At 74.2% G+C, this 26,903-nt stretch carries 24 protein-coding genes and 3 tRNA genes; 15 read left to right on the top strand and 12 right to left on the bottom strand.

The genetic code is table 11. The annotated features are described in order from the left end of the window. Positions 1–134: 134 nt before the first annotated feature. The 3 genes from purL to purS are packed head-to-tail and all read right to left on the bottom strand — an operon-like array spanning position 135 to position 3,321. Entirely contained in the window at positions 135–2,384 is a 2,250-nt protein-coding gene (gene purL, locus IQ279_RS20775; protein WP_206350390.1) for a phosphoribosylformylglycinamidine synthase subunit PurL, read from the bottom strand. Further along, positions 2,381–3,058 carry a phosphoribosylformylglycinamidine synthase subunit PurQ gene (gene purQ, locus IQ279_RS20770; protein WP_206350389.1) on the bottom strand — a complete coding sequence of 226 codons (678 nt, stop codon included), beginning with the start codon at positions 3,056–3,058 and terminating at the stop codon, positions 2,381–2,383. Before purQ ends, purL begins: the two co-directional genes overlap by 4 nt. Continuing rightward, positions 3,055–3,321, bottom strand: coding sequence for a phosphoribosylformylglycinamidine synthase subunit PurS (gene purS, locus IQ279_RS20765; protein WP_093663089.1), 267 nt, complete (start codon positions 3,319–3,321; stop codon positions 3,055–3,057). Before purS ends, purQ begins: the two co-directional genes overlap by 4 nt. A 334-nt stretch (positions 3,322–3,655) precedes the next feature. Between purS and IQ279_RS20760 the strand changes: the two genes are divergently transcribed. The 8 genes from IQ279_RS20760 to IQ279_RS20725 all read left to right on the top strand — a co-directional run bounded on the left by IQ279_RS20760 (position 3,656) and on the right by IQ279_RS20725 (position 8,348). Next, the gene (locus IQ279_RS20760; protein WP_206350388.1) at positions 3,656–4,009 is read left to right on the top strand and encodes a histone-like nucleoid-structuring protein Lsr2; all 354 of its coding nucleotides are present in this window, start codon (positions 3,656–3,658) and stop codon (positions 4,007–4,009) included. 101 nt (positions 4,010–4,110) lie between these two features. After that, positions 4,111–4,182 (top strand) — tRNA-Gly (locus tag IQ279_RS20755). Positions 4,183–4,256: 74 nt separating this feature from the next. After that, positions 4,257–4,329, top strand: a tRNA-Gly gene (locus IQ279_RS20750). 159 nt (positions 4,330–4,488) lie between these two features. Continuing rightward, positions 4,489–5,466, top strand: coding sequence for an ABC transporter ATP-binding protein (locus tag IQ279_RS20745; RefSeq protein ID WP_206350387.1), 978 nt, complete (start codon positions 4,489–4,491; stop codon positions 5,464–5,466). Continuing rightward, the gene (locus tag IQ279_RS20740; protein WP_206350386.1) at positions 5,463–6,278 is read left to right on the top strand and encodes an ABC transporter permease; all 816 of its coding nucleotides are present in this window, start codon (positions 5,463–5,465) and stop codon (positions 6,276–6,278) included. Before IQ279_RS20745 ends, IQ279_RS20740 begins: the two co-directional genes overlap by 4 nt. A gap of 22 nt (positions 6,279–6,300) precedes the next feature. Then, the gene (locus tag IQ279_RS28670) at positions 6,301–7,578 is read left to right on the top strand and encodes a sensor histidine kinase (RefSeq protein ID WP_307792459.1); all 1,278 of its coding nucleotides are present in this window, start codon (positions 6,301–6,303) and stop codon (positions 7,576–7,578) included. A gap of 77 nt (positions 7,579–7,655) precedes the next feature. Then, entirely contained in the window at positions 7,656–8,252 is a 597-nt protein-coding gene (locus IQ279_RS20730; protein ID WP_206350460.1) for a response regulator transcription factor, read from the top strand. Positions 8,253–8,275: 23 nt separating this feature from the next. After that, a tRNA-Gly gene (locus IQ279_RS20725) sits at positions 8,276–8,348 on the top strand. A gap of 106 nt (positions 8,349–8,454) precedes the next feature. Here the strand turns inward: IQ279_RS20725 and IQ279_RS20720 are convergent. From IQ279_RS20720 to purD, 4 genes are all read right to left on the bottom strand, one after another. Continuing rightward, positions 8,455–9,369, bottom strand: a complete 915-nt coding sequence (locus IQ279_RS20720) for a phosphoribosylaminoimidazolesuccinocarboxamide synthase (protein ID WP_206350385.1) — start codon at positions 9,367–9,369, stop codon at positions 8,455–8,457. A gap of 171 nt (positions 9,370–9,540) precedes the next feature. Further along, positions 9,541–11,019 (bottom strand): N,N-dimethylformamidase beta subunit family domain-containing protein, encoded by a 1,479-nt coding sequence (locus IQ279_RS20715; protein ID WP_206350384.1) that lies wholly within the window; start codon positions 11,017–11,019, stop codon positions 9,541–9,543. A 240-nt stretch (positions 11,020–11,259) separates the two neighbouring features. Continuing rightward, positions 11,260–12,906, bottom strand: a complete 1,647-nt coding sequence (locus IQ279_RS20710) for a hypothetical protein (RefSeq protein ID WP_206350382.1) — start codon at positions 12,904–12,906, stop codon at positions 11,260–11,262. 272 nt (positions 12,907–13,178) lie between these two features. Beyond that, positions 13,179–14,459, bottom strand: coding sequence for a phosphoribosylamine--glycine ligase (gene purD / locus IQ279_RS20705; RefSeq protein ID WP_206350380.1), 1,281 nt, complete (start codon positions 14,457–14,459; stop codon positions 13,179–13,181). Positions 14,460–14,835: 376 nt separating this feature from the next. Here purD and IQ279_RS20700 point away from each other — a divergent pair, with 376 nt between their 5' ends. Beyond that, the gene (locus IQ279_RS20700; RefSeq protein ID WP_372445195.1) at positions 14,836–15,582 is read left to right on the top strand and encodes an SLATT domain-containing protein; all 747 of its coding nucleotides are present in this window, start codon (positions 14,836–14,838) and stop codon (positions 15,580–15,582) included. Between the two features lie 38 nt (positions 15,583–15,620). Here the strand turns inward: IQ279_RS20700 and IQ279_RS20695 are convergent, their stop codons facing one another. Further along, entirely contained in the window at positions 15,621–16,271 is a 651-nt protein-coding gene (locus tag IQ279_RS20695; protein WP_206350378.1) for a putative DNA-mimic protein, read from the bottom strand. Between the two features lie 75 nt (positions 16,272–16,346). Continuing rightward, on the bottom strand, positions 16,347–17,006 hold the full coding sequence (locus IQ279_RS20690; RefSeq protein ID WP_443742672.1) for a GntR family transcriptional regulator: 660 nt from the start codon (positions 17,004–17,006) through the stop codon (positions 16,347–16,349). A gap of 157 nt (positions 17,007–17,163) precedes the next feature. Between IQ279_RS20690 and IQ279_RS20685 the strand changes: the two genes are divergently transcribed. Beyond that, the gene (locus IQ279_RS20685; protein ID WP_206350374.1) at positions 17,164–17,775 is read left to right on the top strand and encodes a DJ-1/PfpI family protein; all 612 of its coding nucleotides are present in this window, start codon (positions 17,164–17,166) and stop codon (positions 17,773–17,775) included. Beyond that, positions 17,772–18,245 (top strand): MarR family winged helix-turn-helix transcriptional regulator, encoded by a 474-nt coding sequence (locus IQ279_RS20680; protein ID WP_206350372.1) that lies wholly within the window; start codon positions 17,772–17,774, stop codon positions 18,243–18,245. The genes IQ279_RS20685 and IQ279_RS20680 overlap by 4 nt, the downstream gene beginning before the upstream one ends. 147 nt (positions 18,246–18,392) lie before the next feature. On the opposite strand, the gene IQ279_RS20675 is transcribed toward IQ279_RS20680, so the two are convergent. Then, complete coding sequence (locus tag IQ279_RS20675; RefSeq protein ID WP_206350370.1) at positions 18,393–19,676, bottom strand: adenylosuccinate synthase; 1,284 nt, start codon at positions 19,674–19,676, stop codon at positions 18,393–18,395. 306 nt (positions 19,677–19,982) lie between these two features. Here IQ279_RS20675 and IQ279_RS20670 point away from each other — a divergent pair, with 306 nt between their 5' ends. Then, on the top strand, positions 19,983–20,837 hold the full coding sequence (locus IQ279_RS20670; RefSeq protein ID WP_206350368.1) for a diacylglycerol kinase: 855 nt from the start codon (positions 19,983–19,985) through the stop codon (positions 20,835–20,837). Positions 20,838–20,871: 34 nt separating this feature from the next. Here IQ279_RS20670 and IQ279_RS20665 read toward each other — a convergent pair whose 3' ends face one another. Then, positions 20,872–21,378, bottom strand: coding sequence for a GbsR/MarR family transcriptional regulator (locus IQ279_RS20665; protein WP_307792457.1), 507 nt, complete (start codon positions 21,376–21,378; stop codon positions 20,872–20,874). Positions 21,379–21,528: 150 nt separating this feature from the next. Between IQ279_RS20665 and IQ279_RS20660 the strand changes: the two genes are divergently transcribed. The 3 genes from IQ279_RS20660 (at position 21,529) to IQ279_RS28535 (ending at position 24,978) form a co-directional block, all read left to right on the top strand. Beyond that, the gene (locus IQ279_RS20660; protein ID WP_206350364.1) at positions 21,529–22,500 is read left to right on the top strand and encodes an ABC transporter ATP-binding protein; all 972 of its coding nucleotides are present in this window, start codon (positions 21,529–21,531) and stop codon (positions 22,498–22,500) included. Next, positions 22,497–24,134, top strand: coding sequence for an ABC transporter permease (locus IQ279_RS20655; protein ID WP_206350362.1), 1,638 nt, complete (start codon positions 22,497–22,499; stop codon positions 24,132–24,134). Before IQ279_RS20660 ends, IQ279_RS20655 begins: the two co-directional genes overlap by 4 nt. A gap of 148 nt (positions 24,135–24,282) precedes the next feature. Further along, complete coding sequence (locus tag IQ279_RS28535; protein ID WP_206350361.1) at positions 24,283–24,978, top strand: hypothetical protein; 696 nt, start codon at positions 24,283–24,285, stop codon at positions 24,976–24,978. Here IQ279_RS28535 and IQ279_RS20645 read toward each other — a convergent pair. Continuing rightward, positions 24,962–26,836 carry a protein kinase domain-containing protein gene (locus tag IQ279_RS20645; RefSeq protein ID WP_206350360.1) on the bottom strand — a complete coding sequence of 625 codons (1,875 nt, stop codon included), beginning with the start codon at positions 26,834–26,836 and terminating at the stop codon, positions 24,962–24,964. The two genes, IQ279_RS28535 and IQ279_RS20645, sit on opposite strands and share 17 nt — an antisense overlap. Positions 26,837–26,903: the final 67 nt, after the last annotated feature.

The raw sequence follows: 26,903 nt of genomic DNA, 5'->3' as shown, positions 1-26,903 counted from the left end.
GGTCCTGGCACGAGGATCCCGACGTGGACGGCGTGCTCTTCCGGCTGTGGCTGGCCACCACCGATGCCGTGCCCCGCCGCCCGTGTCCCGGGCGGCGGGGCACGGCGGCCGTCGTACGGCCGCCGTCGCGGGCGTCAGGCGAGCAGCGCCGGGATGGCGGTCTCGTGGGCCTCGCGCAGCTCGGCCAGGGAGACGGAGAACTGCCCCTGAACCTCGATCGCGTCGCCGTCCACCACGCCGATGCGGGTGGCGGGCAGGCCGCGGGCGCCGCACATGTCGGTGAAGCGCAGCTCCTCGCTGCGCGGCACCGAGACGATCGCGCGGCCGGCCGACTCGGAGAACAGGAACACGAACGGGTCCAGGCCGTCGGGGACGACCAGCCGGGCCCCCTTGCCGCCCTTGAGGCAGGACTCGGTCAGCGCCTGGACCAGACCGCCGTCGCTCAGGTCGTGCGCCGCGTCGATCATGCCGTCGCGGGAGGCGGAGATCAGGATCTCGGCGAGCAGCCGCTCGCGCTCCAGGTCCACCTTCGGCGGCAGCCCGCCCAGGTGGTCGTGGATCACCTGGGACCAGGCCGAGCCGCCCAGCTCCTCGCGGGTGTCGCCCAGGAGGTAGACGAGCTGGCCCTCCTCCGCGAACGCCATCGGGGTGCGGCGGGTGACGTCGTCGATCACGCCGAGCACACCGACCACCGGGGTCGGGTGGATGGCGGTGTCGCCCGTCTGGTTGTAGAGGGAGACGTTGCCGCCGGTCACCGGTGTGCCCAGCGCCTGGCAGGCGTCGGCCAGCCCTCGGCAGGCCTCGGCGAACTGCCACATCGCGCCCGGGTCCTCCGGCGAGCCGAAGTTCAGGCAGTCGGTGACGGCCAGCGGCTTGGCGCCGGTGGCGGCGACGTTGCGGTAGGACTCGGCCAGCGCGAGCTGCGCGCCGGTGTACGGGTCGAGCTTGGCGTAGCGGCCGTTGCCGTCGGTGGCGACGGCGACGCCCAGACCGGTCTCCTCGTCGATGCGGATCATGCCGCTGTCCTCGGGCTGGGCCAGGACGGTGTTGCCGAGCACGTAGCGGTCGTACTGGTCGGTGATCCACGCCTTGGACGCCTGGTTCGGGGAGCCGGCCAGCCTCAGGACCTGCTCGCGCAGCTCGTCCCCGCCGGACGGGCGGGGCAGGGCGTTGGCGTCGTCGGCCTGGAGGGCGTCCTGCCACTCGGGGCGGGCGTAGGGGCGCTCGTAGACCGGGCCCTCGTGGGCGACCGTGCGCGGGGGCACGTCCACGATCTGCTCGCCGTGCCAGTAGATCTCCAGCCGGTCGCCGTCGGTGACCTCGCCGATGACGGTGGCGATGACGTCCCACTTCTCGCAGATGGCCAGGAAGCGGTCGACCTTGTCCGGCTCGACGACGGCGCACATGCGCTCCTGCGACTCGCTCATGAGGATCTCCTCGGGCGAGAGCGTGGAGTCGCGCAGCGGGACGGTGTCCAGCTCGACGCGCATGCCGCCGGAGCCGGCCGAGGCCAGCTCGGAGGTGGCGCAGGACAGGCCGGCGCCGCCGAGGTCCTGGATGCCGACGACCAGGTCCTCCTTGAAGACCTCCAGGGTGCACTCGATGAGGAGCTTCTCCTGGAAGGGGTCGCCGACCTGGACGGCCGGACGCTTGGCCGGGCCCGTCTCGTCGAAGGTCTCCGAGGCGAGCACGGAGACGCCGCCGATGCCGTCGCCGCCGGTGCGGGCGCCGTAGAGGATGACCTTGTTGCCGGTGCCCGACGCCTTGGCCAGATGGATGTCCTCGTGCCGCATCACACCCACGCACAGGGCGTTGACCAGCGGGTTGCCCTGGTAGCAGGAGTCGAAGACGACCTCGCCGCCGATGTTGGGCAGGCCCAGGCAGTTGCCGTAGCCGCCGATGCCGGCGACGACGCCGGGCAGGACGCGGCGGGTGTCGGGGTGGTCGGCCGCGCCGAAGCGCAGCGGGTCCATGACGGCGACCGGGCGGGCTCCCATGGCCAGGATGTCGCGGACGATGCCGCCGATGCCGGTGGCCGCGCCCTGGTAGGGCTCGATGTAGGAGGGGTGGTTGTGGGACTCCACCTTGAAGGTGACGGCGTAGCCCTGGCCGACGTCCACGACGCCGGCGTTCTCGCCGATGCCCACCAGCATGGCGTCGGACTCCGGGGCCTTCTCGCCGAACTGCTTGAGGTGGATCTTGCTGGACTTGTAGGAGCAGTGCTCGGACCACATCACGGAGTACATGGCCAGCTCGGCGCCGGTCGGGCGGCGGCCGAGGATCTCGCGGATGCGGTCGTACTCGTCGCTCTTGAGGCCGAGCTCGGCCCAGGGCTGCTCGACGTCCGGGGTGTCGCTCGCGTGCTTGACGGTGTCGAGAGTCATGAGGTGACCAGCTTCTTCAGAACCGAGGTGAAGAATCCCAGCCCGTCGGTGGTGGGCCCGGTCAGGGCCTCGACGGCGTGCTCGGGGTGGGGCATGAGGCCGACGACGTTGCCCGCCTCGTTGGTGATGCCGGCGATGTCGCGGCGGGAGCCGTTGGGGTTGACGTCCAGGTAGCGGAAGACGACCCGGCCGGTCGCCTCCAGCTCGTCCAGGGTGCGCTCGTCGGCGACGTAGCCGCCCTCGCCGTTCTTGAGCGGGACGGTGATCTCCTGCCCCTCGGTGTAGTCGGAGGTCCAGGCGGTGTCCGCGTTCTCCACGCGCAGCCGCTGGTCGCGGCAGACGAAGTGGAGGTGGTCGTTGCGGGTCAGCGCGCCGGGCAGCAGGTGCGACTCGCACAGGACCTGGAAGCCGTTGCAGATGCCGAGCACCGGCAGGCCGGCGCGGGCCTGCTCGACGACCGTCTCCATCACCGGCGAGAAACGGGCGATGGCGCCGCAGCGCAGGTAGTCGCCGTAGGAGAAGCCGCCGGGGAGGACGACGGCGTCCACCTGGTGCAGGCTCCTGTCGCGGTGCCACAGGGCGACCGGCTCGGCGCCGGCGAGGCTGATGGCGCGCCGGGCGTCCACGTCGTCGAGGGAGCCGGGGAAGGTGACGACTCCGATGCGGGTCGTCATGCGGGGGTCACCTCTTCGCGCTCCTCGACGCGCACGGTGAAGTCCTCGATCACGGTGTTGGCGAGGAACGTCTCGGCGAGCTGGTGGATACGGGCGAGGGCGTCGTCGTCGACCGGACCCTCCACCTCGAGCTCGAAGCGCTTGCCCTGGCGGACGTCCGAGATGCCCTCGTAGCCCAGCCGGGGCAGCGCACGCTGAACCGCCTGGCCCTGGGGGTCGAGGATCTCCGGCTTGAGCATGACGTCGACTACGACGCGAGCCACAGGTACTCCCGGTGGGTGTTGGTGCTGGAGGCTGCCGCTTCAGCGTACCCGGCGGAAAATTCTACTCGCGTAGATACGGGCCGCCCCGGTCACGGTCGGGTATCGGCGCCCCGGAAAACACCGGGAAGCACTGCACGAATCGGCGCCGGAAAAGTAAAGTCGCGTTCGCGGCATGACACGCGGGCGGCAATTCATCCGCTTCACCAGACAATGCCTGCCGCTGTACAAAGGAAAGGGCATTGACACCGATCGCCGGGAACACCGATATCACCGCACGTCAGGAAGTGGTTTCGAAGTGTTTCCGCATACGATCCTCCCGAAAGGACCGATATCCGTGGCACAGCGTGTGGTGGTCACACTCTCCGACGACATCGACGGCGGGGAAGCATCGGAAACGGTCGCCTTCGGCCTCGACGGCAAGTCGTACGAGATCGATCTCAACCGCGAGAACGCGAAGAAACTGCGCATGGGTCTCGCCCCCTATGTGCGGGCCGGCCGCAAGCGCGCCAGGTCCGGGAAGACCTTCCAGCACACCTCCGTCGCGCCGGACCCGTCCGCGGTGCGGGCCTGGGCCCGGTCGCACGGCTTCGAGGTGCCGCCTCGCGGCCGCATCCCCAAGAAGGTCTACGAGGCCTTCGACGAGGCCCACGCAGCCGCCTCCGGTGCCGGGGGCGAGGAGTCGCGCTGAGCCCGTCCCCGGGCCGACTTGCCAGGAACCCCGGGTGATCGGCTAGAGTCTGGAGCACACCGCCGGGGGCGGCCGGAAACGGCCGGAACCAAGGTGGTCACGCGGGTGTAGCTCAGTAGTAGAGCGCCCTCTTTCCAAGAGGGAGGCGCAGTGTGCGATTCCTGTCACCCGCTCCGCTCACTCCACTGGGTCTCCGGGATCCGGTAGAGTGAAGGCGCGCCGCTCGGTGAGAGCCGGGAGGTCGCACGCGGACGTAGCTCAGTTGGTAGAGCGCAACCTTGCCAAGGTTGAGGTCGCGAGTTCGAGCCTCGTCGTCCGCTCAGGGAGAAGGCCCCGGTCCCCCAGGACCGGGGCCTTATTCGTGTGCTTCATGTCACATCCCCTCATCTCCCCCTGTCCCGCGGCCGGTTGACATTTGTCACGCGCGCTCGTGACAGCCCGCACTGCTTCCGCCCCCGGCCCCGCGCGACCCTTGTGGCATGGAGATCGGAGAGCAGGTCATCGAGGTGAGCGGGCTGCGGCGGCGCTACGGCCCGGCGAAGGGGGACGGCGGCTTCGAGGCCGTACGGGGGGTCTCGTTCTCCGTGGCGCGCGGCGAACTGTTCGCGCTGCTGGGGACGAACGGTGCGGGCAAGACCTCCACCGTCGAGGTGCTGGAGGGGATGGCCGAGCCCAGCGGCGGCCGGGTGCGTGTGCTCGGGCACGACCCGTACCGCGAGCGTGCCCGGGTGCGGCCGCGGATCGGGGTGATGCTCCAGGAGGGCGGATTCTCCTCCGACCTGACCGTCGCCGAGACCGCGCGGATGTGGGCCGGCTGCACCAGTGGGGCCCGCCCCACCTCGGAGGCGCTGGAGATGGTGGGCCTGGCCCCGCGTGCGGACGTACGCGTCAAGCAGCTCTCCGGCGGCGAGCGGCGGCGGCTGGACCTGGCCATGGCCCTGCTCGGCCGGCCCGAGGTGCTCTTCCTGGACGAGCCGACGACCGGGCTGGACGCCGAGGGGCGGCGGGAGACCTGGCGGCTGGTGCGGGAGCTGAGGAAGGGCGGTACGACCGTGGTGCTGACCACGCACTACCTGGAGGAGGCCGAGGAGCTGGCCGACCGGCTGGCGATCATGCGGGCGGGGCGGATCGTCGTCTCCGGCACGCCTGCCGAGGTCACCGCCTCGCGCCCGTCCCGGATCCGCTTCACGCTGCCCGAGGGGGTGCCGGCCGCCCGGCTCCCGCTGTCGCTGAAGGCCGCCGAGCACGGGCGGGGTGTGGAGATCCGCACCGGCCGGCTGCAGGAGTCGCTGACCGAACTCCTGCTGTGGGCACGGCAGGAGGGCGTGGAGCTGACGGGCCTGGACGCCCGCTCGGCCTCCCTGGAGGAGGCGTTCCTGGAGATCGCCCACGGGGGCGGCCCGGACACGGTGGGGGAAGACGACACGGCACGACTGGCGAAGGCGGGAGCACGATGAGCGCGACGGACACCGGGAGCGGGACGGGCGTCGGGGTCGCAGGCGGGGCGGCGGCCTCCCTGGGCCGGCTGCGGTCGCTGGCCCGGGCGGAGCTGACGCTGCTCGTCCGCAACCGCACCGCCATGTTCACCGCCCTGCTGATGCCGCTGGCCATGGTGCTGTTCATGCGCTCCACGGTCGAGCAGGCGCCGCTGGAGGGCACCGGGCTGAGTCCCACCGATCTGGTGATGACCAGCGGCATTCCGATGGTGCTGATCCTCGTCGTCTATCTGAATCTCATCCCCGCCTACGTCTCCCGCCGCGAGGAGCTGGTCCTCAAGCGGCTGCGGACCGGGGAGCTGCGGGACTGGGAGGTCCTGGCCGGCGCGGCGCTGCCGGTGGTCACCGTGGCGCTGGCGCAGTGCGCCGTGCTGGTCGCGGCGGGCGCGGCCCTGCTGGAGATGACACCGCCGGACCGGCCGGACCTGCTGGTCCTGGGTGTGCTGCTGGGCGCCGTCCTGATGGTGCTGACGGCCGCCGCGACGGCCGTGATCACCCGGACGACGGAGAGCGCGCAGATCACCGCGCTGCCGCTGCTGATGGTCTCGCTGGTCGGCTCGGGGATGTTCGTTCCCCTGGAGGCCATGCCGGAGCGGCTGGCCGACGTCCTGCGGCTGCTGCCGATGACGCCGGTGGTGGAACTGGTGCGGTACGGCTGGCTCGGCGGCGGCGAGCCGGGCGAGGTGCTGCGGGCCCTGGGGGCCGCCGCGGCCTGGGCCCTGGTGTCGGTGTTCGCCGTACGGCGGTGGTTCCGCTGGGAACCGCGTCACTGAGGTGTGGGGAGCGAGTGTGACGGTGGCGGCCGAGAGAAGCGCGCCGGGCTGGGTGGAACGGATACGGCGGTCCAGCGGGCCGGTCCGCTTCCACCAGTACACCCGGTACACGATCTACAGCTTCGCCCTCTTCGAGGGGGTGGCGCTGCTCGCCTGGATCGTCGCGCAGGCGGAGGGGCCGGCCGCCTGGGCGGCTCTCGTACTGGGGGTGCTGTTCACCGCCCACACCGTCTGCCATCTGCTGCTGTCCCGGGCCGGTCTGCGGTACTACCTGGGCACGGGGGAGCGGCCCGTACGGCCGGCGGCGGCCTATGTGGCCCTCACCGCCGCCGGGATCGCCGCCGTCCTCGCCCTGATCGGCACCGGTGAGCTGCCGGCGTCCCAGGCGCTGCCGCCCGTGGTCTGGCTGCTGATGTTCCTGGCCGGGCCGCTGCCGCTGGTGCTGTCCGCCGGGCGGAGCGCCGCACTGGTGGCGGCGCTGTTGGCCGTCTCGCTGCTCACGGCCCGGGCACTGGGGGCGGCAGGCGGGGAACTGGCCGCCACGGCCGTCGGCACGGCCGCCGGAGCCGTCGTCTTCGGTGTCTCCTACCGCTGCTCGGCGTGGACGATGCGGGTCGTCAGCGAGCTGGAGGCCGCCCGGGAGACACAGGCGCGGCTGGCGGTGGCCGAGGAGCGGCTGCGGTTCGGCCGGGACCTCCACGACGTACTGGGCCGCAACCTGTCGGTGATCGCCCTCAAGAGCGAGCTGGCCGTGCAGCTCGTGCAGCGCGGCTCGCCCTCCGCAGTGGACCAGATGACCGAGGTCCAGCGGATCGCGCGGGAGTCGCAGCGGGAGATGCGGGAGGTCGTGCGCGGCTACCGGGAGGCCGATCTGCACACCGAACTGGTCGGCGCGCGCGGGGTGCTGAGGGCGGCCGGGATCGACTGCCGGATCGAGGACAGCGGCAGCGGGGACCTGGCCGAGCCGCTGCAATCGGCCCTGGGCTGGGTGGTCCGCGAGGGGACCACCAACGTGCTGCGGCACGCCGACGCCGGGCGGTGCACGGTGTGGCTGCGGGCCGCCGGAGAGGCCTCCGAGCTGGTGATGGAGAACGACGGTGTGCCGGGGCCCGGAGCCGTCGCGGGGGGCGGCTCCGGACTGGACGGTCTCCGTGAACGCCTGGCCGCGCTCGGCGGCACACTGAACGGTGAGCGCCGCGGCGACGGCACCTTCCGGCTGACGGCCCGGGTCCCGACGCGGCCGGTCCGGGAAGGCGGCAAGGACGTACGCGGGGATGTACGCGGGGAAGGGGAGCGGTGAGCGAGCACCTGCGGGACGGCACGAACGGCGGCGGTACGAACGGCGCCGGTACGGATGGTGGCGGGCGCCGCGTACGGGTGCTGCTGGCCGACGACGAGCATCTGATCCGGGGCGCGCTTGCCGCGCTGCTGGCGCTGGAGGACGACCTGCTGGTGGTGGCCGAGGCCGCCTCCGGCCCCGAGGCGCTGGCGATGGCCCGCGCCCACCGGCCCGACGTGGCGGTACTGGACCTCCAGATGCCGGGCAGGGACGGTGTGGCGGTCGCCACGGAGCTGCGCGCCGAACTCCCCGCCTGCGCCACCATGATCGTGACCGGGCACGGCCGCCCGGGGCATCTGAAGCGGGCCCTGGCCGCGGGGGTGCGGGGCTTCGTGCCCAAGACCGTCTCGGCGCAGCGGCTGGCCGAGATCATCCGCACGGTGCACGCCGGAAACCGCTACGTGGACCCGGAGCTGGCCGCCGACGCGATCAGTTCCGGGGACTCGCCGCTGACCGCCCGCGAGGCCGAGCTGCTGGAGCTGGCGGCGGACGGGGCGCCGGTCGCGGAGATCGCCGCGCGGGCCGCGCTGGCGCCGGGAACGGTCCGCAACTACCTGTCGTCGGCCGCCGCGAAGCTGTCGGCGGAGAACCGCCACGCGGCCGTGCGCATCGCACGCGAGCGGGGTTGGCTATAGTAGGAGCGCACCGAACGGAGCACGCGGACGTAGCTCAGTTGGTAGAGCACCACCTTGCCAAGGTGGATGTCGCGAGTTCGAGTCTCGTCGTCCGCTCGATGAGAGGCCCCGGTCCTGAAGGACCGGGGCCTTCTCCGTGTGCGGACCACCCGGGGGCGGCCCTGCGGGGGGCGGCCCCGCAGGACCGCCCCCGGGCCGACGGTCAGCTCCAGCGGGTGCCCGTCAGCAGCTCGTACGCCTCGATGTAGCGGGCGCGGGTGCGCTCGACGACCTCGGCGGGCAGCTCGGGCGGGGGGACCTCGCCGCCGCGGTCCCAGCCGGCGGCCGGGGAGGTCAGCCAGTCGCGGACGATCTGCTTGTCGAACGAGGGCTGGGAGCGGCCCGGCTCCCACTCGTCGACGGGCCAGAAGCGCGAGGAGTCCGGCGTCAGCACCTCGTCGGCGAGCACCAGCCGCTCCTCGCCGTCACCCTCCACGTCCCACCCGAACTCGAACTTGGTGTCGGCCAGGATGATGCCCCGCTCCCTGGCGATGTCGCGGCCCCGGGAGTAGACGGCCAGGGTGAGCTGGCGCAGCTCGGCGGCGGTGTCGGCGCCGACCCGGCGGGCGACCTCCTCGTAGGGGACGTTCTCGTCGTGCTCGCCGACCTCCGCCTTGGTGGCCGGGGTGAAGATGGGGGCGGGCAGTTCGGAGCCGTCCTCCAGGCCCTCGGGCAGGGCGAGGCCGCAGACCGTGCGGCTCTGGCGGTACTCGGCCAGGCCCGAGCCGGTGAGGTAGCCGCGGGCCACGCACTCGACCGGGACCATGCGCAGGGATCGGCAGACCACCGTGCGGCCCGCCCAGTCGGCGGGGGCGCCGGGCGGCAGCTCGGTGGAGAGCACATGGCCCGGCACCAGGTCGGCGAGCTGGTCGAACCACCACAGGGAGAGCTGGGTGAGGACGCGGCCCTTGTCCGGGATCTCCGTCGGCAGCACCCAGTCGTAGGCGGACACCCGGTCGCTGGCGACCATCACCAGATCCCCCGCCTCGTTCCGGTACAGGTCCCGCACCTTGCCGGTGTGCACGTGCACCAGGCCCGGTACCTGTACGGGTTCGGGCTTCTCTACGAATCCGGTCACGGCTCCTCCTGTGGCTTGGTCCAGGAGTTCCGATTCTCCCGCACCCCCGCCCTCCCCACCGGCCGGGGTCGGACGGACGGGTGGGGGCGTACCGCGCGAACGGCCCTGCCCGGGCGGACCGGAGGGCCGTGGGCGCTGCCGGAGGGGCCGTGACCGCTCAGGGGCGACCGCTCAGGGGCGCTTGCAGATGCGGTCCAGGAGGTTGGCCGTGGCCCGCTGGATGCGGGAGTCGGTGTGGCCGGGGCGGTCCAGGGCCGGGGACCAGGCGAAGGTGCCCGAGGCGAAGACCAGGGCGCCGCCGGGCGCCTCGTACAGGGAGGTCTCCTGGTGGCGGCGGGTGCCGGAGGCGTCCCGGTAGGGCGAGTGGGCGAGCAGGATGCGGCCGGTGTGCGGGGGCAGGGCGGTGCGCGGGAAGTAGCGGTCGGCCTCGCCGGCCACCAGGCCGGGCAGTTCCTCGCCCTCCGCCGCCCCGGTGGCCTCCCACAGCCAGTGGGAGGTGTTGCGAACGACCATCGGGTGCGGCCGGGGCACCTGGCCCTCGTACTGGACGCCCAGCACCTGCTGTTCGGGCTCGCCCTGGTCGCGCCAGCGCCGCGGGCGTCCCGGACCGCGCCGTTTGCGGCAGGTCATCAGCCGGTCGGGGGCCCCCGAGGGCGAGGGGCCCAGCTCGACCTGCCAGTACATGGTGTTGGCCGAGAGGAAGACCAGCGAGGTGCCGCTGTCGCGGGCCTTCTCCACGGCGCGGCGCATGGGCGCCGACCAGTACTCGTCGTGGCCCGCGAAGACCAGGCCGCGGTAGCGGGAGGGGTCGACGCGGCCGGCGTGCAGATCGCGGGTGTCGGCGTAGGCCAGGTCGTAGCCGTAGCGCTCGGCCCAGCGGATGAAGTCGTAGGCGTGGCCCACGTGCAGGGGCAGGCCCGCACCCGCGTAGGGCCGGTCGAAGGAGACGGTGACGGCCGCCTCCTCCTCCCCCAGCAGCCGCCCCTCCCCGTCCCAGGCGTGGTAGAGGCTGGCGCCGGTGCGGCCGTCCTCGGGGAAGAGGTTGTACGCCTGCCAGGTGACGTCGGGGAGGACCAGCAGCAGGTCGCCGGGGCGCTCGTCGCGGACGGTGAAGGGGACGTGGGAGCGGTGGCCGTCGGCGGTGGTCAGCACGGCCACATGGGCGCCGGTGCTCCAGTAGTCCGGGATCTGGAGCCGCCAGGAGAGCCACCAGTGGTGGCAGGAGACGGTGCGGTCGGCGGTCAGGGGCGGGGGCTGGACGATGCCGGACAGCCGGGGGCTGGTCGTGATCTTGGTGGCGCCCTCGCCGCCGTAGTGGCCGATGCGGTAGACGTCCACGCCGAAGGGCTGGGGCGGGTTGACCGTGATCCGGAAGTCGATGGACTCACCGGGCGAGACCGCGCTCTCGGAGGTGAAGCCCTTGATCTGGCAGTGCACGTCGTCGGCCGCACGCGGACCGCCGCCCGCCCCGGACGGTGCGCGCCCGCCGTCCAGGCTGCTGTGGTCGAGGTACCAGGGGACGACGTGGCCGGTGTCGTCGAAGTAGTGCTCGCCGCACCGCAGCCAGGGCAGCGGTCCCTGTCCGAACGGATCGGTGACCGCGTGCGCGAGAGCCCCCGACTCCCAGCGCCGGATCTGCTCCGTGCCCACCCGCGTCTCCCCTCCCTGTGTCCGCTCCCGCGATGCCGGGCACCAGCACATCACATAAAGCGAACGCCCCGTCACCCCTTGTCGCCGAATGTCCGGGAGCCAGGCCGAACACGGCTCGAACACGGGGCGCGGGCAGAGGCCGCGGGGGTCGTCAGGGGCCGTGGGAGGGGCCGGAGCGGGGGACGTGGGGAGAGGACGTGGGCGGTCCGGGCGCTGGGCGGCGCCCGGACCGCCGCCGGCTCAGACCAGGCGGATGGGCTTGTCGGGCCGTACGCCGACGGCCGCCAGCCAGTCGCGCAGCGGCCGGGGGTCGCCGTCCTCGGCGAGGGCGAGGACGGGACGGGCCAGATCGGCCCGGCGCTCGCCGTCGACGAACAGGGCGGGGCCGTCCAGCCAGTCGAGCCCGGGGGCCGCCCCGGCGGTGTCCACGGCCGCGCAGCACACGGCGGCCGTGATGTGCTCGGCCAGCAGCTCGCGTCCGGAGCGCGGCGGCTGGAGGGGGAAGCCGCCGCCGGGCGGGAGGAGCACACCGTCCCCGCCGGGGACGGGAATGGGGATCGCGCCCGCCTCGCGGGCGGCGTCGGCCCGGGCCGCCTCCTCACGGGCGAGGTCGGCGCCGATCCGGGTGGCGAGCGCGTCGGCGCCGCCGGACGGGGCGTCCGGGCCGTCCGGGGCCGCCTCGCCGGTCAGCCGGTCGACCAGCTCGGCCAGCGTCGGGTTCTCGCCGGCCCGCAGCGCCGCGAAGAGACGGGCGGCCTCGGAGCGCCAGATGCGGTCCACGACCTCCTCCGGGTACTCCTGCCAGTCCACCGGGACCCAGTCGGGTCCGGGCTCGGCCGGACCTCCGTGGAAGAGGCGCGCGGCCAGCAGGGACACCTGGCGGTCCACCTCGCCGGGCTCCTCCAGCAGGTCGCAGGCGGGGCGCTCGCCCAGCCGGGTGGCGAAGCCCTCGGCCAGCCGGTCGCGCCGGGACAGCTCGGTGAGGGCGGAGACCACTCCGGCGTCCAGCCGGGCGGGCCAGCGGCCCGTGCGCCAGGCGGGCAGCGCGACCCGGGTCAGCAGCCGGTCCCAGCCGGCGTACGCCAGGCCCACCTGCTCCTGGGCGACGACCCGCAGGCCGTAGTCGACCGTCTGGGCCCGCACCGCGGCCGCGGCCGCGACCATGCGCTCCATCTCCGCGGCGTGGGAGGCCCCGGCGCGCAGCAGCAGCCGGGAGACCCAGCCGGTGAAGTCGTACGCGAGCCGCCTGGGCGCCGGGCCGCGGGCCGCGACGGCGACCGCCGCGGCGGCGTCCAGTCCGCGGACGAAGCGCCGCGCGGCGGCGATGTCCGGGTGGGCGGACGGGCCCGTGCCGGCCACGATCGGGGCGAGCAGCGCCCGCAGCTCGGCCACCCTCATCCACCACAGGAAGGGGGAGCCGACGACCAGTACGGGGGCGTCCGCGCCGCGTGCCGTACCGGGGCGCGGCAGGCGGCGGCCGCGGGTGGTGTGCGCCCGGTCCTCCAGCCAGCTGTCGCAGTCCGGCGTCAGGGCTATCGCCGAGGGCGCGGGGACGTCCAGCCGGTCGGCGAGGTCGCGTATCAGCCGGTACAGGTCGGGGGCGGCCGACTCGTCGATCTGCACGGTGGGGCTGACCGCCGGGCGTGCCCGGGCGATCACCGCGGCCACGCCCGCGGCCGCGGCGAACACCGGCACGGCGACGGCCGCGGCCGCCCAGCGCAGTGCGTCCCAGCCGTCGCCGCGGAGGTGGCCGGTGGCCCCTCCGGCCAGCAGGACGACCGCCGCGGCGGCGGGCAGCAGCGCGGCGCCCAGCGCGGCGCCGCGCACCCTCAGGACCGCCAGCGCGTGGTCGCGCGCCGAACGCGCGCCCGTCTCCGGTACCGCCACGAGTCGCTCACCCCCTTGCCGTTCCCCCGCGTCTGCCGTCACTCACTCCCCCACTGTGGCACCGGCGGGCGACACCGCAATGTGCGGTGGGCCACTTGCCGGAGCCGCCCGCGGGAACCCTAGTGGGCGCCCGCGGGGCCGTCAGCCGGATGAGGAAGCGGTCACTCGATGGAATGGCTTTGGGTAAAGCTGGGTGCGGAAATCCGCCCGCCGGGGTGTCGCACCGGGCACCCGGACGGACACCCGGCAGGGCGCCCGTCCGGGGCTCCGGCTCAGGCCTCCCCGCCTGCCGACGCCGTGGCGGTCCCGGCCGCCGCGGCCGCGATGTCGCCGCGGTGGTGCGAACCGGCCAGCCGGATGCGGGACACCGCCCGGTAGGCGTGCTCGCGCGCCTCGGCGAGACCGGCTCCGGTGGCCGTGACGGACAGGACCCGGCCGCCCGCGCTGACCACGCGCCCCGCCTCGTCCAGCCGGGTGCCGGCGTGGAGGACGTACGCGGTGGGGGCATCCTTCTCCGCGACCTCCTCCAGGCCCTCGATCGCATCCCCCGTGCGGGGGGAGGCGGGGTAGCCCTCGGAGGCCACGACGACGGTGACGGCCGCGTCGTCGCTCCAGCGCAGCGGGGGGAACTCGGCCAGGGCGCCCGTGGCCGCCGCGTACAGCAGGCCGGACAGCGGGGTCTTCAGCCGGGCCAGGACGACCTGGGTCTCCGGGTCGCCGAAGCGCGCGTTGAACTCCACCACGCGCACCCCGCGCGAGGTGATGGCCAGGCCCGCGTAGAGCAGTCCGGAGAAGGGGGTGCCGCGGCGGCGCATCTCGTCCACGGTGGGCTGCAGGACGGTGGCCAGCACCTCGTCGGCCAGTTTGGGGTCGGCCCAGGGCAGCGGCGAGTAGGCGCCCATGCCGCCGGTGTTGGGGCCCTCGTCGCCGTCGTGGGCGCGCTTGAAGTCCTGGGCGGGCCGCAGCGGTACGACGCACTCGCCGTCGGTCACGGCGAACAGGGAGACCTCGGGGCCGTCCAGGTACTCCTCGACCACCACCCGCTCGCAGCCGCGGGCGTGGGCGCGGGCGGCCTCCGGGTCGGGGGTGACGACGACGCCCTTGCCCGCCGCCAGCCCGTCGTCCTTGACGACGTACGGGGGGCCGAAGGCGTCCAGCGCGCGGTCGGTCTCCTCGTCGGTGGTGCACACGTAGGAGCGGGCCGTGGGGACCCCGGCGGCGGCCATGACCTCCTTGGCGAACGCCTTGGAGCCCTCCAGCCGGGCGGCCTCGGCCGACGGGCCGAAGACCGCGATGCCGTGCTCGCGCACGGCGTCGGCCACCCCGGCCACCAGCGGGGCCTCCGGCCCCACCACGACGAGGTCGGCCGCCAGTTCGGCGGCCAGTGCGGCCACCGCCCGGCCGTCGAGCGCGTCGACGGAGTGCAGGGTCGCCACCTCGGCGATTCCGGCGTTGCCGGGCGCGCAGTGCAGCGAGGTGACGTCGGGATCGAGGGACAGGGAGCGGCACAGGGCGTGTTCGCGGGCGCCGCCGCCGATGACGAGGACCTTCACGCCCTGCACCCTATCCGCCCCTCCCCCGGCCCCGGCGGGCCTGCCCGGAGGGCGGACGGCGGGGGCGGGCGGAGGGGCGGACGGCGGGCGCCCGCCGGACGTCCGCCGTCCGCCTTCGGGACGCCGCCGGGAGACCCGGTGCGCCGGCGGGGCGTCGTGGGTGGTCAGGGGCGCAAAACGGCAGCCGAAACGCGCTTCTCACCCCATCGGGTGAGGAAGGCGGGGCCTGTATACCCAATCGGGATGCACGTATGGGCGGAAATACCGCGAAGGCCGAGAGGTCTCCCACTTCTGGGGGTAGGAAAGGGCACCGAGCGGTCCGAGGTGAGGTCCGTCCGCGAATGGATCCGAGCGAGGGCTTTGTTGGGAGTGGCGGGTGAGTCAGCCGGAGATGCGCCCCGGAACGGGCGGCGGCATGAGCGGCAGCACGGGGCGGGGCGAGCACGGGGACCTGCTCGGGCGGCCGTTCCCGCTGGGGGACTGGGGCGAGCCCGCCGAGCGCCTGGACGAGCTGTACCGGTGGGTGGAGAGCGGGGCGCTGGAGGTCGTGGAGTGGTATCTGGCCGACCGGGCGCGCAAGCGCCGGTGGGCCGGGGCGCTGCGGGCGGGGACCGCCGCGGGGCTGGCGGCCGGGGGCGCGCTGCCGCTGCTGGAACTGGCCGGCGGGGCGCGGGGCGCGGCCCTGTGGGCGTTCCCCGCGCTGCTGCTGGCGGCCGTGTGCGCGGGGTGCGACCGCTGGTTCGGGCTGACCTCTGGCTGGATGCGCGGCATCGCCACGGCGCAGGCGGTCCAGCGGCGGCTGGAGATGCTGCAGTACGAGTGGGCGTCGGAGAGCGTGCGTGAGGTGCTCGGGCCCACCGAGGGCACGGCGAGCGAGGCCGCCGAGCGGTGCCTGGGGGTGCTGCGGCGCTTCTCGGAGGACGTGACCGAGCTGGTGCGGGGCGAGACGGCCGCCTGGATGGTGGAGTTCCGCTCCGGTCCGGCGCCGCTGCACACCCAGTCGCTGACCTCCTCCGTCTGGAGCGCGCGCACCGAGCGGGCCGCGCAGCCGTCCCGCTTCTCGATGCCGTCGGGCGTCCGGCCGAGCATGCCCCGGCAGCGGCCCCCGGAGGGGCCGCGCTGACGGCGACGGGCGGGTGCCGACGCGGCGCCGGCTCCGCGTCAGCCGAAGAGGATCATGGAGCTCTGCGCCAGGCTCCGGGTGGCCGCGGCGTGCAGCCCCAGCCAGACGTGGCGCTCCCGTGCGAACGGCCCGCCGTCGTACGCCGGCGCGGCCGCCGGTTCCTCCAGCTCCGTGGGGCCGGCCGGGGGCGCCGGGGCGGGTGGCGGGTTGGCGGGGTCGATGCCCAGGTGGGGGGCGACCGCCTCCAGCTCGCGCAGCAGCCCGTGGCTGGAGCCCAGCGGGCCGCCGCCGGCGAGGAGTTCGTCGTCGGACAGCGGGTGGGGGAAGTCGAGGGGGACGTACGCGCCGGCGTGGTCGTAGTGCCACACCAGGTGCGACTGCTGGGCCGTGGGGGCGAACATCTCCAGCAACCGCTCGTAGTCGCCGCCGAGTTCGTCGACCGGGGTGACCTCCAGACCGCATAGCTGGAGCAGATGGGCGCGGCGCAGGAAGTGCAGCGCGTCGTAGTCGAAGCCGGCGACCGGCGCCACGTCGCCCGACAGGCCGGGCATGTAGCCGTGGACGGGGACCGGTGGCAGCCCGGCGGCGCTCAGCGCCCTGTCGTAGGAAGCGAGTTCCTCGGCGAAGGGGTTGTCGGGGCTGTGGCACAGCACGTCGACGAGCGGCACCAGCCAGAGGTCACAGGCCAACGGGTGCTCCAATACGGCGGGCGGTGGGCGGGCAGCGCGGAGCGGTACGGGCTCCGGGCGCAACAGCGTAGTCGCTCAGTCCAGCTTCTCGGCGAGTGCGAGGCAGCGCTCGTCGCAGGCCGCGACGAGGTGCCCGGCCGCCGCGTCGTCCCCGCGCCCGACCGCGTCGGCCAGCTCGCGGTAGCCGGCCCACAGCAGCTCCCGCAGGCCGGGCCGCTCGCGCAGGTACGGCACGGCGAAGACCCAGCACTGCACGCGCAGCCGGTCCAGGAACTCGGTTATGTAGGGGTTTCCCATCAGTTCGCCCAGCTCCCGCCAGAAGCGCAGGTCGTAGCCGATGAGCACGTCCAGATCCCCGGCGAGGACGGCCCGCTCCGCGGCCTCGGCGCGGCGGCGCACCGAGACCAGCCGCTCGTCGCCGGGGGTGGGGCGGGCCGGGTCGGCGGGCCTGCGGAAGACGCCCTCGGCGACCAGGGTGCGCGCCTGGACCATGGCCCGGTAGTCGGCGGTGGTGAAGACGTGGACGCGGAAACCCCGGTGCTGCTCCACGTCCAGCAGTCCCTGCGCGGACAGGTCGACGAGTGCCTCGCGCACCGGGGTGGCGGAGACGCCGTACTGCTCGGCTATCTCCTTGACCGTGAAGCCCCGGCCCGCCGGGAGACGACCGGCGAGGACCTCGTCGCGCAGCGCGTCCGCGATCTGCGCGCGCAGTGTGCTGCGCTGGATCACGGGCACCTCCTCGCTGCTTCGAACATCCGGGTGACGGCGCCGCCCGTCATTCACACCCCCCCTTTTCCAGGGGGACAGCCTAGCGCCCATCCTTTGACAGGATGCTGTCGAAATGACAGTATCCTGTCATAAGCATCCCGGTCATCAGCTCCGAGGAGGAGCCATGGAACGCAAGACCGTGCACGTCGCCGTCTACGACACCTTCGCCGACTGGGAGATCCCCTACGCCACCACCGCCCTGACCGGCGCAGGACACCATGTGGTGTACGTGGGCGAGAGCGGCGAGCCCGTGATCAGCATGGGCGGCATGCAGGTGTCGCCCGGCCTGTCCGTCGCCGACCTGCGGCCCGCCGACAGCGCGCTGCTGATCCTGCCGGGAGCGGACGCCTGGGAGAAGGTGCTCCCGCCCTTCGCCGCGGCGGCCCGCGCCTTCCTGGCGGCCGGGGTGCCCGTCGCGGCCATCTGCGGGGCCGTGACCGGGCTGGCGAAGGAGGGACTGCTCGACGACCGCCCCCACACCGGCGCCGCCGCCGAGGTGCTGGCCGCCACCGGCTACCGGGGCGGCGGCCACTACCGCGAGACCGACGCCTGCGCCGACGGGGACCTGATCACCGCCGGTCCCACCGAGCCGGTGGCGTTCGCCCGCGAGATCCTGACCCGGCTGGAGGTGTACCCGCCCGAGGTGCTCGACGCCTGGTTCCGGCTGTTCCGGCACTCCGACGCGAGCGCCTACGGGGTGCTGGCGGCCCACGAGGGCGCGAGCGGAGCGGCGTGAGCGCCCCCGGACTGCTGTCGGACACGGCGCTGGCCGTCTTCCGGCTGAACGGGCAGTTCCTGTCCGCCGCCGAGCGGCTGGCCCGGCCCGCCGGGCTGACCGCCGCCTGGTGGCAGGTACTCGGCGCGGTGCTGCGCGAGCCGCTGCCGGTGTCCGGCATAGCCCGTGCCATGGGCGTCACCCGGCAGAGCGTGCAGCGCGTGGCGGACCTGCTGGTCGAGCGTGGCCTGGCGGTGTACGAGCCCAACCCCGCGCACCGCCGCGCCAAGCTGCTCGCCCCCACCGGGGAGGGCCGTGCCGCGGTGGACCGGATCACCCCGGGCCACGCGGAGTTCGCCGCGCGGCTGGGCGAGGCGCTGGGCGGCGAGGATGCCTTCGCCGAGGTGCGCGACGCGCTGGAGCGGCTGTCGAAGGCGCTGGACGGCCTGGAGTCACGGGAGGCGGACGGCGGCAGGTCGGCGGGGGTGTGAGCGTGGCCGGGGTGTGAGCGCGCGGGGCCGCGCACCGGCCCACGCACCGGGGGCCGCGCCGTCGAGTACGGCGCGGCCCCCGGTGGGCGCGGTCGGAGCCCCCGGCCAGGGCTCCCCGGTCAGGGCTCCCCGACCGGGACCGCCCGGTCAGAGGAACGAGTTGATCTGGATCGTCTCGTCCCGGCCCGGACCGACGCCGATGGCGGAGATCGGCGCTCCCGACATCTCCTCCAGCGCCTTCACATAGGCCTGCGCGTTCTTCGGCAGGTCGGAGAACTCCTTGGCCCCCGAGATGTCCTCGGACCAGCCCGGCAGCATCTCGTAGACCGGCTCGGCGTGGTGGAAGTCGGTCTGGTTGTAGGGCAGCTCGTCGACCCGCCGGCCGTCGATCCCGTAGGCGACGCAGACCGGGATGCTCTCCCAGCCGGTGAGCACGTCCAGCTTGGTGAGGAAGAAGTCGGTGAGCCCGTTGACGCGGGTGGCGTACCGGGCGATCACCGCGTCGAACCAGCCGCAGCGCCGGTCGCGGCCGGTGGTGACGCCGCGCTCGCCGCCGATGGTGCGCAGCTTCTCGCCGTCCTCGTCGAACAGCTCGGTCGGGAACGGCCCGGCGCCCACGCGCGTGGTGTACGCCTTGAGGATGCCGATGACCCGGTCGATCCTCGTCGGGCCCACCCCCGCGCCGGTGCAGGCGCCGCCCGCGGTCGGGTTGGAGGAGGTCACGAAGGGGTAGGTGCCGTGGTCCACGTCCAGCAGCGTGCCCTGGCCGCCCTCGAAGAGGACGACCTTGTCCTGATCGAGCGCGTCGTTGAGCAGCAGGGTGGTGTCGCAGACGTAGCCGCGCAGCGCGTCCGCGTAGCCGAGCAGCTCCTCGACCACCTGATCCACGGCGATGGCCCGGCGATTGTAGAGCTTGGCGAGGACCTGGTTCTTCTGGTCGAGGGCCGCCTCGACCTTCTGCGTCAGGATCGACTCGTCGAAGAGGTCCTGGACGCGGATGCCCACGCGGTTGATCTTGTCCGCGTACGTCGGGCCGATGCCGCGGCCGGTGGTGCCGATCTTGCGCTTGCCCAGGAAGCGCTCGGTCACCTTGTCCATCGTGGTGTGGTACGGCGTGATCAGGTGCGCGTTGCCACTGATCAGCAGCTTGGACGTGTCCACGCCGCGCTCTTCGAGCCCGCTCAGCTCGGAGAGCAGGACCGCCGGGTCCACCACGACGCCGTTTCCGATCACCGGGACGCAGCCCGGGGAGAGGATGCCGGAGGGGAGGAGGTGGAGCGCGTACTTCTGGTCGCCGACGACGACCGTGTGGCCGGCGTTGTTGCCGCCCTGGTAGCGCACCACGTAGTCCACCGAGCCACCGAGCAGGTCGGTGGCCTTCCCCTTGCCTTCATCACCCCACTGAGCGCCGAGCAGCACGAGTGCGGGCACAGGCGTACACCCCTTCCGGCCGGGGCATGTCCAACGTGCGTGTCGGCCGTGGACCGGACGCGCTGACAAGAACCGTCGGACCGGTGCCCCGAATCGACGAAACCCCTGACCGCAACAGCGACAGGGGCTCTTGCACCGAGAGATTACCGGACTCCTCCGACGGGAGGCGAACGCGACGACCCCCGGCCTCACCCCCGCCGATCCCGCCGTCCGTACCCACCACAGCCAACTCCCGTCCGCGGCCGCCGATTCCGGCCGCCCCCCCGGTGGCCGCAGGCGGCCGGGACGACCGAAGGAAGGACCGAGGTGCCGGTTCCGCATCCGCTGCTCGTGCTCGTCGACCCCCTCGCACGCCGTACGGACGGGGAGTCCGTACGGATCGCCAGGGACGTGCTGGCCGCGGGCTCCCCCGGAGTGAAGGTGTGCCTGCCGGACGGCCCCGAGGAGGCCGCGCGGGCGCTGGCCCGGCGGGGCCGCAGACGCCCGGTGGTGATAGGGGACGACCGGGCGCTGCTTCGGGCGGTGCGGCTGCTGCACCTGGAGCGCGGGCTGGCGCACTGCGCGCTGTCGGTGGTGCCGGTGGGGCGGCCGGGGTCGGTGGCGCTGGCCGGGACGCTGGGGGTGCCGCTGGACGCGGTACGGGCGGCCCGGACGGTGCTGGAGGGCCGGGAGAGACGTTTCGACCTGCTGATAGACGACAGCGGCGGAGTGGTGCTGGGGGGTCTGCGCATCCCGCCGCTGCACGGTGAGCGGGAGCCGCGGGACGGCCCGGGTGGTCCGGTGCGCGGACCACTGGGCCGCTGCCGCTCCCTGGTGCGCACCCTGACCCGGCCCGCGCCCGGCCCCGGGGCGGCGCGGCTGCGCGTCGAGGCCGACGGGGTGCTGCTGACCGACCTCGACAGCCCTGTGGAGCGGGTATCGCTCACACCGGGCGGCGGTCTGGTGGACGTGGTCGTGCGGCGGCGGCCGGAGGACGGCCCGGTGCGGGCGCGGGCCCGCGCGGTCACGGTCTCGGGGCCGCACTTCCGCTACCGCGCCGACGCGGTGGTCTCCGGTCCCGTCCTCACCCGCACCTGGACGGCGCACCCCTCGGCGCTGCGCCTGACCGTGCCGCCGGCCGGCCCTCCGCCCGTACCGCCCCAGCGGCCCTCGCCCGCATGAGTCCCCCGGGAGAGCCGAGCCCCGGACGGGCGCGTCAGGAGGGCTCGGAGGAGTCGCCGCCGCGCATGGCTTCACGGTGGGCGTGCCAGCGGTCCAGCATCATGGCCAGCTCCCGCCGTATGAAGTCGAAGAACTCCGCCGTCTCGGCTATGCGGCGGCCCGCCGGGGTGTCGGGGCCTACGGCCTTGAGGCCCTGGTCGAAGGTGGCGTTCCAGCGCCCGAGCAGCGCGTCGCGGTCGGTCATCGCCTCGTACCAGGCGTCCGCGTGCACCCGGTAGCGCTCCCGCCGCGAGCCCGGTTCCCGTTCGCGGGTGACCAGGTGGACCTGGGAGAGGTAGCGGATGGCGCCGGAGACGGCGGCCGGGCTGATCCGCAGGCGCTCGGAGAGCTCGGCGGAGCCGAGGGTGCCGGAGTCCTCGGTCAGCAGGCAGGCGAAGACCCGCGAGGCCATGCGCTGCATGCCCGCCTCGGTCAGCTCGGCGGCGAAACGCTCGACGAACTCGGCGACCTCGGGCCCGTAGGACCGCGTGCGCGGGTCCACGGGCTGCCCTGCCGGCTCGGGCTGCCCTGCCGGCTCGTTCGGTTGTTCACTCACCACCACGGGCCCCATCCTCGCAGTTCACGAACGCCTGGACCATCCTGGCAATTTTCTTGCTTCACAAATTTCTGAAATTAAAGTAGCTTCACAATCATGACCAAGGCAACCACCGCCATCTCGGTCTCCGGTCTCGTGAAGACCTTCGGCCGCACCCGCGCGCTCGACGGACTCGACCTGCACGTCGAGACCGGCGAGGTCCACGGCTTCCTCGGGCCCAACGGCTCGGGGAAGTCCACCACCATCCGCGTCCTGCTGGGCCTGCTGCGCGCCGACTCCGGCACCGCCCGGCTGCTGGACGGCGATCCCTGGCGGGACGCCGTCGAGCTCCACCGCCGCGTCGCCTACGTGCCCGGCGACGTGACCCTGTGGCGCAACCTCTCCGGGGGCGAGGTCATCGACCTCTACGGGCGGCTGCGCGGCGGGCTCGACACCCGGCGCCGCGGCGAGCTGCTGGAGCGCTTCGAGCTCGACCCCACCAAGAAGGGCCGCACCTACTCCAAGGGCAACCGGCAGAAGGTCGCCCTCGTCGCCGCCTTCGCCTCCGACGTGGAGCTGCTGATCCTGGACGAACCGACCTCCGGGCTCGACCCGCTGATGGAGGGGGTCTTCCGCGACTGCGTCGCCGAGGAGCGCGACCGGGGGCGGACGGTGCTGCTGTCCAGCCACATCCTCAGCGAGGTCGAGGCGCTGTGCGACCGGGTGAGCATCATCCGCCGGGGCGTCACCGTCGAGAGCGGGTCGCTCGCCGACCTGCGGCATCTGACCCGCACCTCCGTCAGCGCCGAGCTGGCGGGCGAGCCGGACGGGCTGTCCGGCCTGCCCGGCGTGCACGACCTGTCCGTGCGGGGCCACCGGGTGCGGCTCCAGGTGGACACCGACAAGCTGGACGGCGTGCTGCGGCGGCTCTCGGAGACCGGCGTGCGGAGCCTGACCAGCACCCCGCCCACCCTGGAGGAGCTCTTCCTGCGGCACTACCGGGAAGAGCAGGGGAAGCCCGGAAGGCCGGAGGGCCCCGGGAACGGCGCCGCCGCGGCCGCCGACGGCGAGGAGGTCGTGGCGTCATGACCGCCGTCGCACAGCCGGCGGCGGCCACCCGCCGCGACGGCTCCCGCCGCGACCTGGCCGGCACCGGCGCGCTGCTGCGGCTCGCGCTGCGCCGCGACCGTGTGCTGATCCCGGTGTGGGTCCTGCTGCTGACCGTGCTCGCCGTGCAGAACGCCGCGGCCATCGAGCAGTTCTACCCCACCGCCGCCGAACGCGCCGAACTGGTCGCGTCGATGAACGCCAACACCTCGATGCGCGCGGTGTACGGCCCGGCCTTCAGCAGTTCCCCGGGCGGCCTGGCCGTCTGGGAGATGCTCACCATCGGCAGCGTGCTCATCGCCATCATGAGCATGATCATCGTGGTGCGGCACACCCGCGAGGAGGAGGAGACCGGCCGCCAGGAGCTGGTCTCCGCCGCGATGGTGGGCCGCCGCGCCCCGCTCACCTCCGCCCTGCTGGCCGCGGCGATCGCGAACGCCGCCGTCGCCGCCCTCGTCGCGCTCGGCCTGACGGGCACCGGACTGCCCGCGGGCGGATCGCTGGTCACCGGGCTCGCCCTGGGCGGCACCGGACTGGTCTTCGCCGCGGTCGCCGCCCTGGCCGCGCAGCTCACCGAGAGCGCCCGGCTCGCCAAGGGGCTGACCGGCGCCGTGCTGGGTGCCGCCTTCGTGCTGCGGGCCGCCGGGGACTTTGGCACCACCGACGGCTCCTCCTCCCTGGCCTGGGCCTCCCCGCTGGCCTGGGCGCGCAACGCACGGCCGTTCGCCGACGAACGGCCCTGGGTGCCGCTGCTGTCCCTGGCCCTGGCGGCGGTGCTGACGGCAGCCGCGTACGAGCTGGCCGGGCGGCGCGACATCGGTGCGAGCTTCCTGGCCACCCGGCCCGGACCGGCCACCGGCCGGATCGACGGCCCCTACGGGCTGGCCTGGCGGCTCCAGCGCGGCTCGCTGCTGGGCTGGGGCACCGCACTGGTGCTGGCGGGGCTGATCTTCGGCGCCATGGCCGAAGGAGCGGGCGACCTGCTCGGCGACAACGAGCAGAGCCGCGAGATCATCGAGCGGATGGGCGGCGCCTCGGGCCTCACCGACGCCTTCCTCGCCGCCATGGCCGGGCTGTTCGGCATGATCACCGCGATCTACGCGGTGGGCGCGGTCCTGCGGATGCGCGGCGAGGAGACATCCGAGCGCGCCGAGCCGGTCCTGGCCGGCGCGGTGCCCCGACTGCGCTGGGCGGCCGGCCACCTGCTCTTCGCCTTCGCCGGATCGGCCATCCTGCTCGCCGCCTGCGGTCTGGCCATGGGGGCGGGCTATGGGCTGGCCGCCGGGGAGCCGGGCGCGGTGTGGCGGGTGACCGGCGCGGTCCTCGCGCAGGCACCGGCGGTGTGGGCGCTCACCGGTGTGGCGGTGCTGCTCCTGGGCGCCGTGCCCGGGGCGGCCCCGGCGGCCTGGGGGCTGGTCGGCGCCGCGCTCGTCATCGGCTGGCTCGGCCCCGCGCTCGACCTGCCCCGGGCGGTCATGAACCTCACGCCGTTCACGCACCTGCCCAAGCTGCCGGGCGGGGACCCGGCCGCGGCTCCGTACCTGTGGATACTGCTGGCCGCGGCGGCGCTGACGGCGGCGGGGCTCGCCGCGTTCCACCGCCGCGACATCGGCTGAGGCACCGGCGGGAGGCCGGGCGGGGCGGAAGGCCGTTCCACACCGGCCCCGCCCCGCCCGCCCCGTTCCGCCGTACGGGGCAGCCGCGTCATCCCCCCGCACCCCCGGGGATGCGGGACGGCGGGGACGCTGCTCGCATAGGGGCGACGTGCACCCGAACGCAGCGGAGGTCTCCGCCATGCACTCCTCCCGTCCCCGCGCCCACGCCCCCGCCCGCCTCCGGTGCCACCGCGCCCGCCGTACGCTGGCCGCCGGTACGGCCGCCGCCGCCCTGGCGCTTGCGGCCGCCTCCACAGCCGCTCCCGCCGCCTCCGCAGCCTCCGCCGCGGAGGGCGGGGAAGGCGGCGGCGGGCCGGAAGCCGGCCAGGAGCTCACCCTCACCCCCGCCCGCGCGGGCGGGGGCGGAGGCGGGGTCCTCGGCGTACGCGCCGTGTGCGAGGCGGGCGGCTCGGGCGGTGTCGTCTCCTCCCCCGCGTTCGAGCGGACCGTCGCGCTCGAACGCGCCGACGACCACCCCGCCCTGGAGAGACACGCCACCGCCTCGCTGCGGGAGGGGCTGGCCGTCGGCGGCAGCTACCCCGTGGTCGCGGTCTGCGGCACCGGGGAACTGCTGTCCGCCTCCTTCACCCACACCGGCGTCGGCGCGGAACCGGGTGCCGGATCGTCTCCAGGATCGGCCTTCGGCGGGGCGGCGGGGCTGGCCGGGCTGACCGGGCTCGCGGCCGGCGCGGTGCTCCTGCGCCACCGCGCGGGGGCCCTGTCCGCGGTACGCCGGCTGCGCCGGGCCGGTGGCCGGTTCGGCGGCCGGCGGAACGGCGTTCCGCGGGTCAGCGGCCGGCCTTGATCCGGTCGTCCTGGAGGGAGGTCAGCCGCAGGACGACCAGGATCGCCAGCACCGTGGCGGGCACGGCCAGGAGGTCGGCGAAGACCGTGAGGGCCGCGCTGCCCTGCGCCTGGTCGACGGTCTCGGCCTCGTACCACGGCTGGTAGTTGAGGACTCCGACGACCATGCCGGTCAGCCACATCGTCCACCAGCCGTTGAGCAGGCCGCGGTTGCTGCTCCGGCGCGGGCCGTACCAGGTGGTGCGGGTCGAGGTGGGGTCGCTGTGGTCGCAGACGTCGTTGATGATCTGCTTGGGCATGAAGAACCAGACCACCGGCACCAGCCAGGAGCCGATCGCCCACCCCTGGTGGTAGCGGATCCGCCCGGGGGCGAACGCCTCCGCGTTCGCCCGGACCCGCCAGAACCACACCAGCCACAGCACGATCACCGGCAGCTGGAACAGGCCGGAGAGGACCGCCATCACCTCGGTGGTGTTCCGCAGGGAGACGTGGTCGAAGGCCGCGTACGCCAGGTAGCCGCCCTCGTCGAGTTCGTTCAGCTCCCCGTAGATCCGGAAGTCGAGCACGAGCTGCACCAGCGTGCACAGCAGCAGCGCGCTCAGCAGGGCGCTCAGCACGAGGGACAGCGTGCGCGCCGAGCGCGCGGCGCCGGGGCGCACCGCGGCGCCGCGCGCGGGGTAGGGGGCGGTGGCCGGGGGCGGGGGCGTGGAGTGCCACGCCCGGGGCGCCTGCGGCGCGTACGGCGCGGTGGCCGGCCCCGACGGGTAGGCGGGCTGGGGCGGCACGGTCGGCGGAACGGGCGCCGTGTACCCCGGGGCGGTCCCCGGGGCGGCTGCCCGCACGGCCCCCGGCGCGGGTCCCGTGTGCGGCACGGACGTGCCCGGTGCGGCGGGCGGCGCGGCCGGGGCCGTGCCCGCCGCGGCCCCGGGCTGCGCGAAGGCGCTCGCCGCCGTCTCCGGGTCCTCGCTGTCCAGCAGCCGCACCGCGTGGCGGCCGAGCTGGGCCAGCACCTCGCCCGGCAGCCAGGTCCCGCCGGGCGGTGTGTGCGCCGCGACGCGGGCGGCCAGGTCGTCCAGTGAGGGGCGGCCGGCCGGGTCCTTGACCAGGCAGGCCGCCACCAGTTCGCGCAGCGGCCCGGACAGGCCGGTCAGGTCGGGCTCCTCCTCGGCGATGCGGAACAGCAGGGCGTGGAAGCCGCTGTCGGCGGTGCCGAACGGCATCCGCCCGGTCGCCGCGTAGGCGAGCACAGCGCCGAGGCAGAAGATGTCGCCGGCCGGGGTGACCCGCTCGCCGCGCACCTGCTCGGGCGACATGAAGCCCGGCGAGCCGATGACGGCGCCGGTCTGGGTCAGCCCGCTCCCGGTCATCGAGTCCAGGGCGCGGGCGATACCGAAGTCGATCACCTTCGGCCCGTCGATGGTGACCAGCACGTTCGAGGGCTTCAGGTCGCGGTGCACCAGCTCCGCGCCGTGGATCGCGCGCAGCGCCTCGATCAGCCCGGCGGCCAGCGCGTACACCGAGTGCTCGGGCAGCGGCCCGTAGTCCTCGTCCACCACCTCCTGCAGCGACGGCCCGGCTATGTAGCCGGTGGCCACCCAGGGGGTCGCGGCATCGGTGTCGGCGTCCAGCACCGGAGCCGTCCACCGGCCCCCGACCCGCCGCGCGGCGTTGACCTCCTTGGCGAAACGCTCGCGGAAGGAGGGCTGGCGGGCCAGCTCCTCCTGGACGGCCTTCACCGCGACCGTACGGCCGCGTTCGGAACGCGCCAGGTAGACCCGGCCCATCCCGCCCGCGCCCAGTCTCCCCAGCAACCTGTACGCGCCGATCCAGCGCGGGTCACCGTCCCCCAGTGGTTCCATCGCGCGCGGCTCCTCCCCGTTCACCTCGTCCGTCGACAATAGAGGTGCGAACGCACGCCGGGGACGA

Source organism: Streptomyces verrucosisporus (assembly GCF_017114865.1).
Taxonomy (GTDB): Bacteria; Actinomycetota; Actinomycetes; order Streptomycetales; family Streptomycetaceae; genus Streptomyces; species Streptomyces fenghuangensis.
The sequence above is the reverse complement of the archived record's forward strand: the minus strand, read 5'-3'. Positions and strand labels throughout refer to the sequence as shown.

Excerpts from the sequence above, each read along its gene's own strand:
- purL (WP_206350390.1), bottom strand. The coding sequence starts at position 2,384 with ATGACTCTCGACACCGTCAAGCACGCGAGCGACACCCCGGACGTCGAG.
- IQ279_RS20645 (WP_206350360.1), bottom strand. The coding sequence starts at position 26,836 with ATGGAACCACTGGGGGACGGTGACCCGCGCTGGATCGGCGCGTACAGG.
- IQ279_RS20685 (WP_206350374.1), top strand. The coding sequence starts at position 17,164 with ATGGAACGCAAGACCGTGCACGTCGCCGTCTACGACACCTTCGCCGAC.
- IQ279_RS20745 (WP_206350387.1), top strand. The coding sequence starts at position 4,489 with ATGGAGATCGGAGAGCAGGTCATCGAGGTGAGCGGGCTGCGGCGGCGC.
- purQ (WP_206350389.1), bottom strand. The coding sequence starts at position 3,058 with ATGACGACCCGCATCGGAGTCGTCACCTTCCCCGGCTCCCTCGACGAC.
- IQ279_RS20655 (WP_206350362.1), top strand. The coding sequence starts at position 22,497 with ATGACCGCCGTCGCACAGCCGGCGGCGGCCACCCGCCGCGACGGCTCC.
- IQ279_RS20660 (WP_206350364.1), top strand. The coding sequence starts at position 21,529 with ATGACCAAGGCAACCACCGCCATCTCGGTCTCCGGTCTCGTGAAGACC.
- IQ279_RS20740 (WP_206350386.1), top strand. The coding sequence starts at position 5,463 with ATGAGCGCGACGGACACCGGGAGCGGGACGGGCGTCGGGGTCGCAGGC.